We start from the raw sequence: 13,154 nt of genomic DNA, 5'->3' as shown, positions 1-13,154 counted from the left end.
ACAGCGTGAACAGACCGAATGCTAGGTTGCCGGAAACGAAACAAAAACCACCGCCGCCGCAATGGATCGTTTCCGTTATCGGACGAATCAGGCGCTGCCCGGCCGGTCCGTCGCGCAGCGTTCGAGGTGCGCCACCAGCAACTGCGCCGAAGGCGACAGCGCCGCCTCGCCCCGGAAACAGATCGCGAAGCGGCGCCGCGCCCAGTCGTCGGTGAGCGGCATCAGCCTGAGGCCGAAAGCCTCGGCGAAAGGCCGCGCGACCTCGGCCGGCACCACGCTGATCGCGAGACCTGCGCGCACCACGCGCAGCGCCGCATCGAAGTTGGACACCAGCACCCGGTACACGAGCGGCTTGCCGGCAACGGCCGCTTCGCGCGCGAGCATCAGCTGCACGGCGCTCAACGCGGGCATGCCGACGAATTCGTGGTCGAGCACCTGCTCGAAGCGCACCGCCTCGTGGCGCGCGACGGGGTGCGTCGGGTGCGCGACGATCGCGAGGTGGTCCGAGCGGTAGTCGCGCCGCTCCAGCCCTTCGAGATCGGCCGCGTCCCAGCACAGGCCGATGGACGCGACGCCTTCGCGGATGCCGCGCACGATCTCGGGGCTCACGCGCTCTTCCATGTCGACGCGGATGTTGCGGTGCGCCGGGTCCTTGAGGAAGCCGGCCACGTCCTCTGCCAGCGATTCGGCCATGACCGAGGCCGAGGCCAGGATGCGCACATGCCCGCGCGCGCCGCCGGCGTAGGCGGCCATGTCGCGCTCGATGCGCGTCGCGCTGCCGAGCATGGCGCGCGCGTGTTCGAGCAGTGTTTCGCCCGCCGGCGTCGGCACCACGCCGCGGCGCTTGCGCAGCAGGAGCGGCGTGCCGACGGTGTCTTCGAGCTGCGCGAGGCGCTTGCTGATCGCCGAGCCGACGATGCTGGCCTCTTCGCCGGCGCGCGCGATGCTGCGGGTTTCGCAGACGGCGACGAACAGGCGCAGGGTGGTGAGGTCGAGGTCTCTCATGTTGTTTTTGGTGTTCCGTTTTGGAAGCAGTTGGCTTCCAAAATATACCTTCTGGACCGAATCGGAACTTCTAACATCGACGCCGTACCCTCACACGACGGAGACAAGACTTGATTCACGCCTTCCTGCCGCCCCGCGCGGTCGTTCGCGAAGTGGGCCTGCGCGACGGGCTGCAAAGCATCTCCCGCGTGCTGCCCACCGCCCGCAAGCTCGAATGGATTCGCGACGCGCACGCGGCCGGCCAGCGCGAGATCGAGGTCGGCTCCTTCGTGCCGGCGCACCTGCTGCCGCAACTGGCCGACACGGCCGAGCTGCTGGCCTATGCCAGGACGCTGCCCGGCCTTTTCGCCTCGGTGCTCGTGCCCAACCTCAAGGGCGCGGAGCGCGCCATCGCGGGCGAGGCCGACCTGATGATGGTGCCGCTCTCGGCGAGCCACGCGCACAGCCTCGCCAACCTGCGCAAGACGCCCGACGAGGTGGTGGCCGAGGTCGGGCGCATGCGCGCCGCGCGCGACGCGGCGGGCTCGAAGACGCTGATCGACGGGGGCGTGGGCACGGCGTTCGGCTGCACGATCCAGGGCCATGTCGCACCCGACGAAGTGCTGCGCCTCATGCAGGCGCTGCTCGATGCGGGCGCCGACCGCGTGAGCCTCGCCGACACGGTGGGCTACGCCGATCCGGCGATGGTGCGCAGCCTCTTCGAGCGCGCGCTGCGCATCGCCGGCGACCGGCTCTGGTGCGGCCATTTCCACGACACGCGGGGCCTCGGGCTCGCGAATGCGTATGCGGCGCTGGAGGTCGGCATCACGCGTTTCGATGCGTGCCTGGCCGGCATCGGCGGCTGTCCGCATGCGCCCGGCGCGAGCGGCAACGTCGACACCGAAGACCTCGTCTTCATGCTGGAGAGCATGGGTGTCGCGACCGGCGTCGACCTGCCGAAGCTGCTGGACCTGCGCAAGCGCGTGGCCGGCTGGCTCGATGGCGAGACGCTGCAGGGCACGGTGTGGCGCGCGGGCTTTCCGAAGACCTTCGCACCGGCCGCTGCGGCCGAAGAGGTGGCCGCATGAGCGCTGCAGCCACCGAGCCGAAGCGCCTGCCGCTCGCAGGCATCCGCGTGGTCGAGTTCACGCACATGGTCATGGGCCCGACCTGCGGCATGGTGCTCGCGGACCTGGGCGCGGAAGTCATCAAGGTCGAGCCGATCGACGGCGACCGCACGCGGCACCTGCTGGGCGCGGGCGCGGGCTTCTTCCCGATGTTCAACCGCAACAAGAAAAGCATCGCGCTGGACCTGCGCAACCCGCAGGGGCTGGAGGCGGCGCTGCGCCTGTGCGCCACGGCCGACGTGGTGGCGCAGAACTTCCGTCCCGGCACGATGGACAAGTACGGCCTGGGCTACGCCGCGCTCGGCAAGCTCAATCCGCGCCTGGTGTACGTGAACCACACGGGCTTCCTGCCCGGCCCCTACGAGCACCGCACCGCGCTCGACGAGGTGGTGCAGATGATGGGCGGCCTCGCCTACATGACGGGGCGCCCCGGCGATCCGCTGCGCGCGGGCACGAGCGTGAACGACATCATGGGCGGCATGTTCGGCGCGATCGGCGCCATCGCCGCGCTGATGCAGCGCGCCGAGACCGGCAAGGGGCAGGAGGTGCAGTCGGCGCTGTTCGAGAACAACGTGTTCCTGGTCGGCCAGCACATGCTGCAGTACGCGATCACCGGGCAGGCGGCCGCGCCGATGCCCGAGCGCATTTCGGCCTGGGCGCTGTACGACGTGTTCACCGTGAAGGACGGCGAGCAGATCTTCCTGGCCGCGGTGAGCGATGCGCAATGGACGGTGTTCTGCGACGCGCTGGGCTTCGCCGACCTCAAGGCCGACCCGGCCCTGCGCACGAACAACGAACGCGTGCGCCTTCGCCCCACGCTGCTGGCCGACCTGCGCGCGCGCCTGGCCGACCGTTCGGCGGCCGAGCTCTCGGCGATCTTCGAGGCGCGGGGACTGCCTTTCGCGCCGATCACGCGGCCCGAGGACCTGTACGCCGATCCGCACCTGAAGGCCACCGGCGGCCTCGCGAACATCCGCCTTCCGGACGGCGAGCGCGCAGGGCAGATGGCGCAGACGACGCTCTTCCCGATCACGCTCGGCGGCGAGCGCCTGGGCGTGCGCCTGCATCCGCCGACGCTCGGGGAACACACGCGCGAATTGCTGGCCGAACTGGGCTATGCCGACGCGCAGGTCGATGCGATGCATGCCGACGCGGCCGTGAGCTGAGGCCGGCGATTCTTCAAAACATAAAGAGAGACAAGACCATGACCACGAACTTCCTTCCGATGACGCGCCGCACGATGCTGGGCTTGGGCGCGGGCGCCGCGGCGCTTGCTGCATTCCCCGCATTTGGACAGGGCTCCGACAAACCGATCCGCTTCATCCTGCCGATCAGCGCCGGCTCGGGCGTGGACAACATCGTGCGCGCCGCCTCGGTGGCGCTGGGCAAGGCCTTCGGCCAGCCGGTGGTGATCGAGAACATGCCGGGCGCGGGCGGCATCACCGGCACCGCGGCCATCGTCAAGGCGGCGCCCGACGGGCTCACGCTGGGCATGGTGTCGAACAACCACGTGATCAACCCGAGCGTGTTCAAGAAGATGCCGTTCGATGCGATCAACGACATCACGCCGATCAGCGTGGTCGGCGCGACGCCGCTGGTGCTGATGGTGAACCCGAAGCTGCCCGCGAAGAACGTGAAGGAGCTCGTGGCGCTCTTGCGCGCGAAGCCCGAGGGCTACAACTACGCCTCGTCGGGCAACGGCACCATCATTCACCTGGCGGGCGAGATGTTCATGGACGAGGCCGGCGTGAAGGCGCGGCACATTCCGTACAAAGGCACCGGCCCGATGGTGACCGACATGATGGCGGGGCAGGTCGAGATCGGCGTGGTCGCGCTGCCTGCGGTGCAGCAGCACATCAAGAGCGGCGCGCTGCGCGCCATCGGCGTGTGCGGGCCGTCGCGCTCGCCGGCCGCGCCGGACATTCCGACGATCGCGGAGCAGGGCCTGCCGAACTACGCGGTCGAAGGCTGGTTCGCGGTGATCGGCCCGCCGAAGATGCAGGCGGCCGACATCAAGCGCGTGCACGATGCGGTGGTGGCGGCCTACACCAGCGCCGAGGTTCGCGAGGCGATGGACAAGCAGGGCAACGTCATCAAGCCGACCTCGTCCGAGGAGGCTGCGAGCTACTTCCGCACCGAGGCCGCGCGCTATGCGGCGCTCGTGAAGAAGGCGAACGTGGTGCTGGAGTAAGGCCCGCAGAGCAACAGGTCAGGCCGGGCTCGTGAGCTTGAGCCCGAGGATGCCCGCCACGATCAGCCCCACGCACGCGAGCCGCGCCGCGTTGGCCGGCTCGTGGAACAGCACGATGCCCAGGATCACCGTGCCCACCGCGCCGATGCCGGTCCACACCGCGTAGGCAGTGCCCACGGGCAGCGACCGCATCGCCCAGCCCAGCAGCACGACGCTGAGGATCATCGAAATGGCCGTGCCCACCGAGGGCCAGAACTTCGTGAATCCTTCGGTGTACTTCAGGCCGATGGCCCATCCCATTTCAAGCAGACCAGCCACCAGCAATACGACCCAGGCCATGCGCGCTCCTTGGCGAAAACAACAAAAAGGGGTTTCAGTTCTCCGGCCGCACGGCGCGGTAAAGCGCGCGCACGAAATCGGACTGCGTGATCATGCCGGTGAGGCGCTTTTCACCATCGATGATGGGGATATGGTGGTGGCCGCCTTCGGAAAAAAGCGGCACGAGATCGACCACCGGCCGCTCGGCGCTGGCCACGCGCACCTGGCGCGTCATGATCTGGCCGACCACCTCGGGCTTGTTCGAGACCACCGTGCGCGTGGCGCGGATCAGGTCGCGCAGCCGGCCCGCGATGCCTTCGTGGTGCTGCAGGTCGAGCTGGCGGAAGAAGTCGGCCTGCGTGACGATGCCCACCACGCGGCGCGTGCGGTCGGTCACCGGCAGCGCCTTGATGCGCTTGTCGTGCATCAGCGCCCAGGCCTCCTGCAGCGGCGTTCCGAACTCCACCGACACGGGGTTGGGCGACATGATGTCGCCGCAGTCGAGCGTGCCCAGGCGCCGCTTGTACGACTCCAGCTCGGTCTGCTGGATCAGCGATTCGAGGTCGTCGCGGCTGATGTCCAGCACCTGGTTGTAGCGGGCGAGTACCGCGTCGATGTCGGCCTGGCTGAAGCGCGCATCGGCGCGCGGCGGCTGCGCCACCTGCACGTGCGGATAGCGCCGGCCGGTGAGCGAGTTGTAGGCGACGCCGGCCAGCACCAGCAGCAGCGAGTTGGTGAAGAACGGAAAGAGCGCCGACGAGAAATGCGTGGTGTGCGTGAGCACCGCCAGCAGCGCCGCCGCGCCGCCCGGCGGGTGCAGGCAGCGCGCGAAGAACATCACGCCGATGGCGCCAGCCACCGCGATCGAGGCGGCCACGGCCGGGTCGGGAATGAAGCTCACGCTCGCGATGCCGACCACGGCCGACAGCGTGTTGCCGCCGATCACCGACCAGGGCTGCGCGAGCGGGCTCGCGGGCACCGCGAACACCAGCACCGCGCTCGCGCCCAGCGGCGCGATCAGCCAGACGGCGCTGCCCAGCGGGCCGGCCAGCCAGCGGCACAGCACCGCGGTGACGAAGAGGCCGATGGCCGCGCCGCACACGGCGCGCAGGCGCTCGCGCATGTCGACGGTGGTGCGGCCCGGCAGCCAGGCGCGCGCATAGGCGAGGACTGCGGAGAGCCGCATCGAGCCAGTTCCTTTCAGGTTTCGTGGGCGAGGCTGCGGCCGATCTCGGGCCAGCGGCCGTGCAGCCAGACCCAGGCGACGAGGCCGATGCCCAGCATCAGCGTGGAGGTGACTGCGAGCGCCAGCGTGGAGTGCATCACCAGCGGCGCGATCGCGCCGGCGACGACGCCGTTGGCGGTCGAGCCGATCACCGCCTGCAGCGACGAGGCCATGCCGCGGCGCTCGGGGTGCAGGTCGAGCACCAGCAGCGTGACCACCGGCACCATCAGCGCCCAGCCGAAGGCGAACACCGCCAGCGGCCACAGCGCCCACGCCACGTGCGGCGTGAAGAAGGTGTTGGCCACCACGTTGACCACCGAGGTGACCAGCATGATGAGGAAGCCGTCGCGGATCTGCCGCTTGGGCGTCACCTTGCCGGCCATGCGGCCGCTCGCGCGCGCGCCGAGCATGATGCCGCCGATGGTCAGAAGGAAGAACCAGAAGAACTGCTGCGGCTGCAGCGCGAGGTGGTCGCCCAGGAACGCGGGCGCGGCCAGCACGTAGAGGAACATGCCGTTGAACGGCACGCCGCTCGCGAGCGCGAGCAGCAGAAAGCGCGGGTCGGAGCACAGGTCCCAGTAGCCGCGCAGCAAGTGGCGCACGTGGAACGACTGGCGGTGCGAGGCATGCAGCGTCTCGGGCAGCAGCTTGTAGTTGGCCACGAACAGCACCACGCCCACGGCCACCAGGAACCAGAACACCGCGTGCCAGCCCGCATGCACGAACAGGAAACCGCCGATGATCGGCGCGATGGCCGGCGCCACGCCGAAATAGATCGTCACCTGGCTCATCACCCGCTGCGCCTCGGCGGGCGGGAACATGTCGCGGATCACCGCGCGCGAGACCACGATGCCCGCGCCGGTCGAGAGGCCCTGCAGCCCGCGGAACAGCACCAGCTGCGTGATGTTCTGCGACAGCGCGCAGCCCAGCGAGGCGATGGTGAATACTGCGAGGCCCCACAGCACCACGGGCCGGCGGCCGAAGCTGTCCGACAGCGCGCCGTGGAACAGGTTCATGAACGCGAAGCCGAAGAGGTATGCCGAGAGCGTTTGCTGCATCTCGGCGGGCGTCGCGCCGATGGAACGCGCGATGCCCGAGAAGGCCGGGATGTAGGTGTCGATGGAGAACGGCCCGAGCATGCCGAGCACCGCGAGCAGGACGGCCAGCGCCCAACGCGGGGCCTGCCAGAGTTTGTCGGCGTCGGGATTCATGGCTTGGATGGGAAGAAGAGCTGCGAGAACGGCGCGCCAAGGGTGCGCACCGAAAGAGTGCGAGCGTAGCAGACGCGCCGGACGTTCGCCGCGGCGGGCCGACCACTAAACTGCGCGCCTGCGTGCATGAAGAAGAAGGGACGAGGAATGAGTCAGGAGTTTCTGTCGATCACCCGTGGCGAGCTGTGGCTGCGCGGCGGCCAGGCCGCGCCGGTGCAGATCGAATCGCCGTTCGCGCGCGAGCTGATCCAGCGCGAGGCCAACAGCCGCCGCACCACCTCCTGGAAGCACGCCGAGCGCGAGGAGTCCCAGGGCATGCTCTCGGGCGCCGCGCTGTGGGGCCGGGGCGGGCCGGGCGGCGCGATGGCGCCGGCGCGCTTCCAGCACGTCTGCCGCGGCGGGCCGCGCACCATCTACTACGTGCTGAGCGTGGGGCGCAGCATCGGCCTGTTCCGCTACGAGCTGGACGAGCAGCGCGAGGTGCGGCTCTTCCACCGGCAGCACACGCCGATCCTGGGCATGGCCTATGTGCCCGAAACGCGCCACCTGGTGCTGGCCGTGGGGCAGCCCGACGGCACCGCGCAGCTGGAGGTGTTCGACGAGGAGGGCAACGCCAAGGGCGCGATCACCGGCGGCGACAGCCTGGACGCCGCGCCGGCCGCGATGCCGGGCGCGCCCTCGACGCTGATCTACCAGTCGTGCGGCGTGGCGCGGCATGCCGAGAGCGGCGTCGTCGTCGCGATGGGGCACTCGACGGTGAACTGGCTCGACTACAAGAGCGCCCAGATGGACAGCCTGCTCGACGACCCCGAGTGGGACTACATCGTTCCGCGCATCGCGTCCGACGGCACGCTCTACGCGATTCGCCGGCCGGTGGAAAAGCCCGCGCACGAGCGCGCCGGCGGCGCGATCAAGGACACGCTGATGATGCCGCTGCGCCTGGGCAAGGCGGTCTTCGGCTACCTCAACTTCTTCTCGATGATCTACGGCAAGGAGCCGCTGCGTTCGGCCGGCGGCCCGCGCACGCCCGAGCTCGACCAGGACCTGGGCAAGCTCTGGCTGCACGGCCGGATGATCGAGCTGTCGAAGGTGCGCAGCGACCCGCAGTACGCGGGCAACCTCGTGCCCGGCTCGTGGCAGCTGATCGCGCAGGAAGGCCGCCGCGCGAGCCCGCGCGTGATCGCCTCGCATGTGGCGCACTTCGACCTCGCACCCGACGGCGCGGTGCTCTACAGCAACGGCTACGACATCTTCTCGTGGTCGCGCGGCGAGCAGCGCAAGCTGGACCGCGAGGCGCTGGTGGAGGGGCTCGCGGCGCTCTGAAGAAATCGGTGCACCGGCCCTAAGAAAAAGGCCCGGGACCGCGTGAAGCGGTTCCGGGCCTTTTTCGAGCCTTCCGACACCGTCGCCGGTGCCGGAGAACCCATGCCTCAGAGCGTGTCGATGAAGCTGCGCAGCTTGTCCGAACGCGACGGGTGCTTGAGCTTGCGCAGCGCCTTGGCTTCGATCTGGCGGATGCGCTCGCGGGTCACGTCGAACTGCTTGCCGACTTCTTCCAGCGTGTGGTCGGTCGACATCTCGATGCCGAAGCGCATGCGCAGCACCTTGGCTTCGCGCGGCGTGAGCGAGTCCAGGATGTCCTTGACCACGTCGCGAAGACCCGCCTGCATCGCGGCCTCGATGGGCGCCGTGTTGCTGCTGTCCTCGATGAAGTCGCCCAGGTGCGAATCGTCGTCGTCGCCGATGGGGGTTTCCATCGAGATCGGCTCCTTGGCGATCTTCATGATCTTGCGGATCTTGTCTTCCGGGATCTCCATCTTGGCGGCCAGGATGCCGGCGTCGGGCTCGAAGCCGAACTCCTGCAAGTGCTGGCGCGAGATGCGGTTCATCTTGTTGATCGTCTCGATCATGTGCACCGGGATGCGGATGGTGCGCGCCTGGTCGGCGATCGAGCGGGTGATGGCCTGGCGAATCCACCACGTGGCGTACGTCGAGAATTTGTAGCCGCGACGGTATTCGAACTTGTCCACCGCCTTCATGAGGCCGATGTTGCCTTCCTGGATCAAATCGAGGAACTGCAGGCCGCGGTTGGTGTACTTCTTGGCGATGGAGATCACGAGGCGCAGGTTGGCCTCGATCATTTCCTTCTTGGCATCGCGCGAAGACGATTCGCCTTCGTTCATGCGCTTGTTGATGTCCTTCAGCTGCGTGAGCGGCACCACCACGCGCGACTGGATGTCGGTCAGGCGTTGTTGCAGTTCCTGCACCGGCGGAATGTTGCGCGCGAGCACGGCGCTCCAGGGCTTGCCGGCGGCGGCCTGCTTCTCGACCCACTTCAGGTTCAAGAGGTTCGAGGGGACGCGGTTGCCGTTCTTGTCGTAGCCGCTGAAGTCGCGGATGAACTCGTCCTGCGGGAAGCCGCACTTGTCCACGATGATGCGGCGCAGCTCGCGTTCCTTCTTGCGAACGTCGTCCACCTGCGTGCGCACCAGGTCGCACAGCTTCTCGATGGTCTTGGCCGTGAAGCGGATGGTCATCAGCTCGTCGGACACGGCCTGCTGGGCCTTGGTGTACGCCGGTGTGCCGTAGCCTTCCTTCTCGTAGATCTTGTGGATCTTCTCGAACATGCCGGCGATGCGGTCGAAGCGATCGAGCGCTTCGCGCTTGAGTTCCTCGAGCTTCTTGGTGAGCGCCTTGGAGCCGCCCTTGCCGTCGTCGTCGTCTTCTTCGTCGAATTCGTCGAAGTCTTCTTCGGCCACGTAGTCGTCGGCCTCGTTGGGGTTCGAGAAACCGTCCACGATGGTCGAGATGACGACCTTGCCTTCACGGATCGTCGCGGCCATCTCCAGGATCGCGGCGATGGTGGCGGGGGAGGCCGAAATCGCTTCCATCATGGCCATGAGGCCGCCTTCGATGCGCTTGGCGATTTCGATTTCGCCTTCGCGCGTCAGCAGCTCGACCGTGCCCATTTCGCGCATGTACATGCGCACGGGGTCGGTGGTGCGGCCGAATTCGCTGTCCACCGTGGAGAGCGCGGCTTCGGCTTCTTCCTCGGCTTCTTCCACCGTGGTGGCGGTGGGCGCGGTGTTGTTCAGGAGGAGCGTTTCGGCGTCGGGCGTCTGCTCGTACACCGCCACGCCCATGTCGTTCAACATGGTGACCACGACTTCCATGGTCTCGGCGTCGACCAGCTTGTCGGGCAAGTGGTCGGAGATTTCGCCGTGCGTGAGGTAGCCGCGGGTCTTGCCCAGCGTGATCAGGGTCTTCAGGCGCGAGCGGCGCTTGGCCAGGTCTTCTTCGGAGAGCACAGTCTCGTCGAGGCCGAACTCCTTCATCAAGGCGCGTTCCTTCGCCTTGCTGATCTTCATGCGAAGCGGCTTGACCTTTTCTTCGGTGGTCGTGGCGACCGCCGGCTCGTCGCCGGCCAGGTCTTCCTCGATGTCCGACAGGTCGACGTCGCTCTCGGGGGCGTCATTGCCGGCCTTGGGCTTGCGGCCGCGCTTGGCGCCGGTGGCAGGTGCGGCGGCACCGGCAGCCTTGGGCGGACGGCCGACTTTCTTGGCAGCGGGAGCGGCGACTTTCTTGGGATCGTCGAGGGTGGTCGTTTTCGTGGGCACGGTTTTCACTTTCGTTGCGGGTGCCGATTTGGACGCGGCGGCACTCGTCTTAGATGCCGGCGTCTTGCCGGCTTTCAACGGTTTCTCTGCTACAGGCTTTTTGGCGACGCTTTTGGCGAGTGAAATAGCAGGCTTCTTTGAACTGGGCATACGACCTCGTTACGACAAGAATGGACAAGCGGAAATCACAGGCGCACTGCCATTCGGCAGCGCCACCACAGCCCGCGCACAGGCACGGACATAAACAATTGGGAAAGAGGAATTAATTCCTCAGCAGACAAGATGTCGGGCGAACATTTGGTGTGCAGTCCTTGCGGTTATTGACCCTTTCCGCCGGAATTTACCGTTGGAGTGCGTTGCGCTAGGGGTCGGCCCGGAGGTGCTGCTGTCGCTCTTGTCTGATTTCGCCAGTTGCGAAGCCCTACATTATAGCGTATTGCACAAATTTCAAGCAGTTTCTGAACCGCGCGGACTCAGGCGGTTGCGCAATTCCAACCGCCGCGCCTCGAGCGCCTTGTAGCGCTCCAGCGCTTTCGGATCTTTTCCGACCGCGGCGATGGCTTCGCTTTGCTGGGCTTTCAAGCGGTCGTCCAGCATGAAGTCGAGCACGCTGGAAAGCTCCTTGACCGCATCGGCCAGGTGCTGTTCCTCTTCGCCCTCGGGTACCGGCGCAGCGTCGGCGACGTTCATGAGCCGCTCGGCCAGCGCCTCGAAATCCAGCCCGCGCATGCCTTCGCGCAGCGCCGCCCAAGGTTGCACGCCGTGCTCGTGCAACTGGCTGTCGAGCCATGTGAAGAGCGCCCCGTGCGTGCCGGGCAGGTCGCACAGCATGAGGTGCAGCTCGTGCGAGAGCGCGTCCCACTGCGCCATGTTCGACAGCAGCAGGCGCACCGCCACGTCGGGCCGGCTCGGGGGCTTGCCCCGCCCGCGCAGCGGCTCGATGGGCTCTTCGTACTTGCTGCCCCAGCGCTTGCCCTTGACGAATTTGCGCGGCTTGCTATCGGTTTCATAGCGCGGCGCTTCAAATTCCATCGGCGGCGGCATGTCCGGATAGTCCCCGTCATCGCCGCTGGATTCGCTGTGGCGCGGCGCGGGCGGCGCCGCGGCCTTGCGCGGACCGGGCGTGGAGGCCCACAGGTCCGACAGCGCCGCCGCGTCGAGCTGCACCAGCGTGGCGATCTCGCTCAGCAGCTGGCGCTTGAGCGCGCCGTCCGGCATCGCGCTCCAGAGCGGACGCACGTTGCTGGTCATGTGGGCGCGGCCTTCGGCGGTGGTCAGGTCGCAGCCTTCGCGCGCCGCCTCGAGCATGAAGCGCGACAGCGGCGTGGCTTCAGTCACGAAGCGGGCGAAGGCCTCGGCGCCGTGTTCGCGGATGAAACTGTCCGGGTCGTGCTCGGCCGGCAGGAACAGGAACTTGATGCTGCGCACGTCGGTGGCATAGGGCAGGGCGCCGTCGAGCGCCTTGCGCGCGGCGCGGCGGCCGGCGGCATCGCCGTCGAAGCTGAAGACCACCGATTCGGTGAAGCGGAAGAGCTTCTGCACGTGCTCGGTCGTGCAGGCGGTGCCGAGCGTGGCCACCGCGTTCGGAAAGCCCAGTTGCGCGAGGGCGACCACGTCCATGTAGCCCTCGGTGACCAGTGCATAGCCGCGGTCGCGGAAGGCAGCGCGCGCTTCGTAGAGGCCGTAGAGCTCGCGGCCCTTGCTGAAGACGGGCGTCTCGGGCGAATTCAGGTACTTGGGCTTTTCGTCGCCGAGCACGCGCCCGCCGAAGCCGATGCATTCGCCCTTGACGTTGCGGATGGGGAACATCACGCGGTCGCGGAAACGGTCGTAGCGCTTGGCCTCGCTCGCTTCGAGCTGGCCGTCTTCGGTGTTGACGATCACCAGGCCGCTCTCGGCGAGCAGCGGATCGTCGTAGTCGGGGAACACGCTGGCGAGAGCCCGCCAGCCCGCGGGCGCATAGCCGATGCCGAACTGCTTGGCCACTTCGCCGGAGACACCCCGGCCCTTGAGGTAGTCGATGGCGCCGGGCGCCTGCCGCAGCGACTTGCGGTACGCGTCGCCGGCCTTCTCGAGCACGTCGGTCAGCGTGGCCTGCTTCTGGCGCTGGCTGGCGGCACGGGCGCGCTCTGCGGGGGAGGCGTCGTCTTCGGGCACCTGCAGGCCGTACTGGCCGGCCAGGTCGTGCACCGCCTCGACGAAGCCCATGCCCGCGTGCTCCATGAGAAAGCCGATGGCGTTGCCATGCACCCCGCAGCCGAAGCAGTGATAGAACTGCTTGGTCGGGCTGACGGAAAAAGAGGGGGATTTCTCGCCGTGGAAGGGGCACAGCCCCATGAAATTGGCGCCGGCCTTCTTGAGCGGCACATAGCGGCCGACGATCTCGACCACATCGGCGCGCGCGATGAGTTCCTGGATGAATGAGGCGGGGATGGTCATGTAGGCGAAGAGCGGCAAATCATACGCAAGCGGCCGGCCTCC

At 67.7% G+C, this 13,154-nt stretch carries 11 protein-coding genes; 5 read left to right on the top strand and 6 right to left on the bottom strand.

Features of this window, described 5'->3' with window-relative positions; translation table 11 throughout:
• Positions 1-87: 87 nt before the first annotated feature.
• Positions 88-1,005 carry a LysR family transcriptional regulator gene (locus ACZYRS_RS23355; protein ID WP_463421154.1) on the bottom strand — a complete coding sequence of 306 codons (918 nt, stop codon included), beginning with the start codon at positions 1,003-1,005 and terminating at the stop codon, positions 88-90.
• Positions 1,006-1,115: 110 nt separating this feature from the next.
• On the opposite strand from ACZYRS_RS23355, the gene ACZYRS_RS23350 reads away from it, so the two are divergent.
• Genes ACZYRS_RS23350 through ACZYRS_RS23340 form a run of 3 tightly spaced genes read left to right on the top strand, consistent with a single transcriptional unit; the run spans position 1,116 to position 4,302 of the window.
• Entirely contained in the window at positions 1,116-2,072 is a 957-nt protein-coding gene (locus tag ACZYRS_RS23350; RefSeq protein WP_463421153.1) for a hydroxymethylglutaryl-CoA lyase, read from the top strand.
• Complete coding sequence (locus ACZYRS_RS23345) at positions 2,069-3,277, top strand: CaiB/BaiF CoA transferase family protein (RefSeq protein ID WP_463421152.1); 1,209 nt, start codon at positions 2,069-2,071, stop codon at positions 3,275-3,277. Before ACZYRS_RS23350 ends, ACZYRS_RS23345 begins: the two co-directional genes overlap by 4 nt.
• A gap of 38 nt (positions 3,278-3,315) precedes the next feature.
• Positions 3,316-4,302, top strand: a complete 987-nt coding sequence (locus ACZYRS_RS23340; RefSeq protein ID WP_463421151.1) for a tripartite tricarboxylate transporter substrate binding protein — start codon at positions 3,316-3,318, stop codon at positions 4,300-4,302.
• An 18-nt stretch (positions 4,303-4,320) separates the two neighbouring features.
• Here the strand turns inward: ACZYRS_RS23340 and sugE are convergent, their stop codons facing one another.
• The 3 genes from sugE to ACZYRS_RS23325 are packed head-to-tail and all read right to left on the bottom strand — an operon-like array spanning position 4,321 to position 7,056.
• Positions 4,321-4,641 (bottom strand): quaternary ammonium compound efflux SMR transporter SugE, encoded by a 321-nt coding sequence (gene sugE / locus ACZYRS_RS23335; RefSeq protein WP_042578538.1) that lies wholly within the window; start codon positions 4,639-4,641, stop codon positions 4,321-4,323.
• Between the two features lie 34 nt (positions 4,642-4,675).
• On the bottom strand, positions 4,676-5,806 hold the full coding sequence (locus tag ACZYRS_RS23330; protein WP_463421150.1) for an HPP family protein: 1,131 nt from the start codon (positions 5,804-5,806) through the stop codon (positions 4,676-4,678).
• A gap of 14 nt (positions 5,807-5,820) precedes the next feature.
• The gene (locus ACZYRS_RS23325) at positions 5,821-7,056 is read right to left on the bottom strand and encodes a multidrug effflux MFS transporter (protein ID WP_198787644.1); all 1,236 of its coding nucleotides are present in this window, start codon (positions 7,054-7,056) and stop codon (positions 5,821-5,823) included.
• Positions 7,057-7,203: 147 nt separating this feature from the next.
• Between ACZYRS_RS23325 and ACZYRS_RS23320 the strand changes: the two genes are divergently transcribed.
• On the top strand, positions 7,204-8,379 hold the full coding sequence (locus ACZYRS_RS23320) for a hypothetical protein (protein ID WP_463421149.1): 1,176 nt from the start codon (positions 7,204-7,206) through the stop codon (positions 8,377-8,379).
• A 107-nt stretch (positions 8,380-8,486) separates the two neighbouring features.
• On the opposite strand, the gene rpoD is transcribed toward ACZYRS_RS23320, so the two are convergent.
• On the bottom strand, positions 8,487-10,673 hold the full coding sequence (rpoD, locus tag ACZYRS_RS23315; RefSeq protein ID WP_463421148.1) for an RNA polymerase sigma factor RpoD: 2,187 nt from the start codon (positions 10,671-10,673) through the stop codon (positions 8,487-8,489).
• On the opposite strand from rpoD, the gene ACZYRS_RS23310 reads away from it, so the two are divergent.
• Positions 10,666-10,917 carry a hypothetical protein gene (locus ACZYRS_RS23310; RefSeq protein WP_463421147.1) on the top strand — a complete coding sequence of 84 codons (252 nt, stop codon included), beginning with the start codon at positions 10,666-10,668 and terminating at the stop codon, positions 10,915-10,917. The genes rpoD and ACZYRS_RS23310 overlap by 8 nt on opposite strands.
• Before the next feature lie 203 nt (positions 10,918-11,120).
• On the opposite strand, the gene dnaG is transcribed toward ACZYRS_RS23310, so the two are convergent.
• Positions 11,121-13,112, bottom strand: a complete 1,992-nt coding sequence (dnaG, locus tag ACZYRS_RS23305) for a DNA primase (RefSeq protein WP_463421146.1) — start codon at positions 13,110-13,112, stop codon at positions 11,121-11,123.
• Positions 13,113-13,154: the final 42 nt, after the last annotated feature.

It is taken from the genome of Variovorax sp. AC194 (genome assembly GCF_979257995.1).
This window is presented reverse-complemented; position numbering and strand designations above follow the sequence as displayed.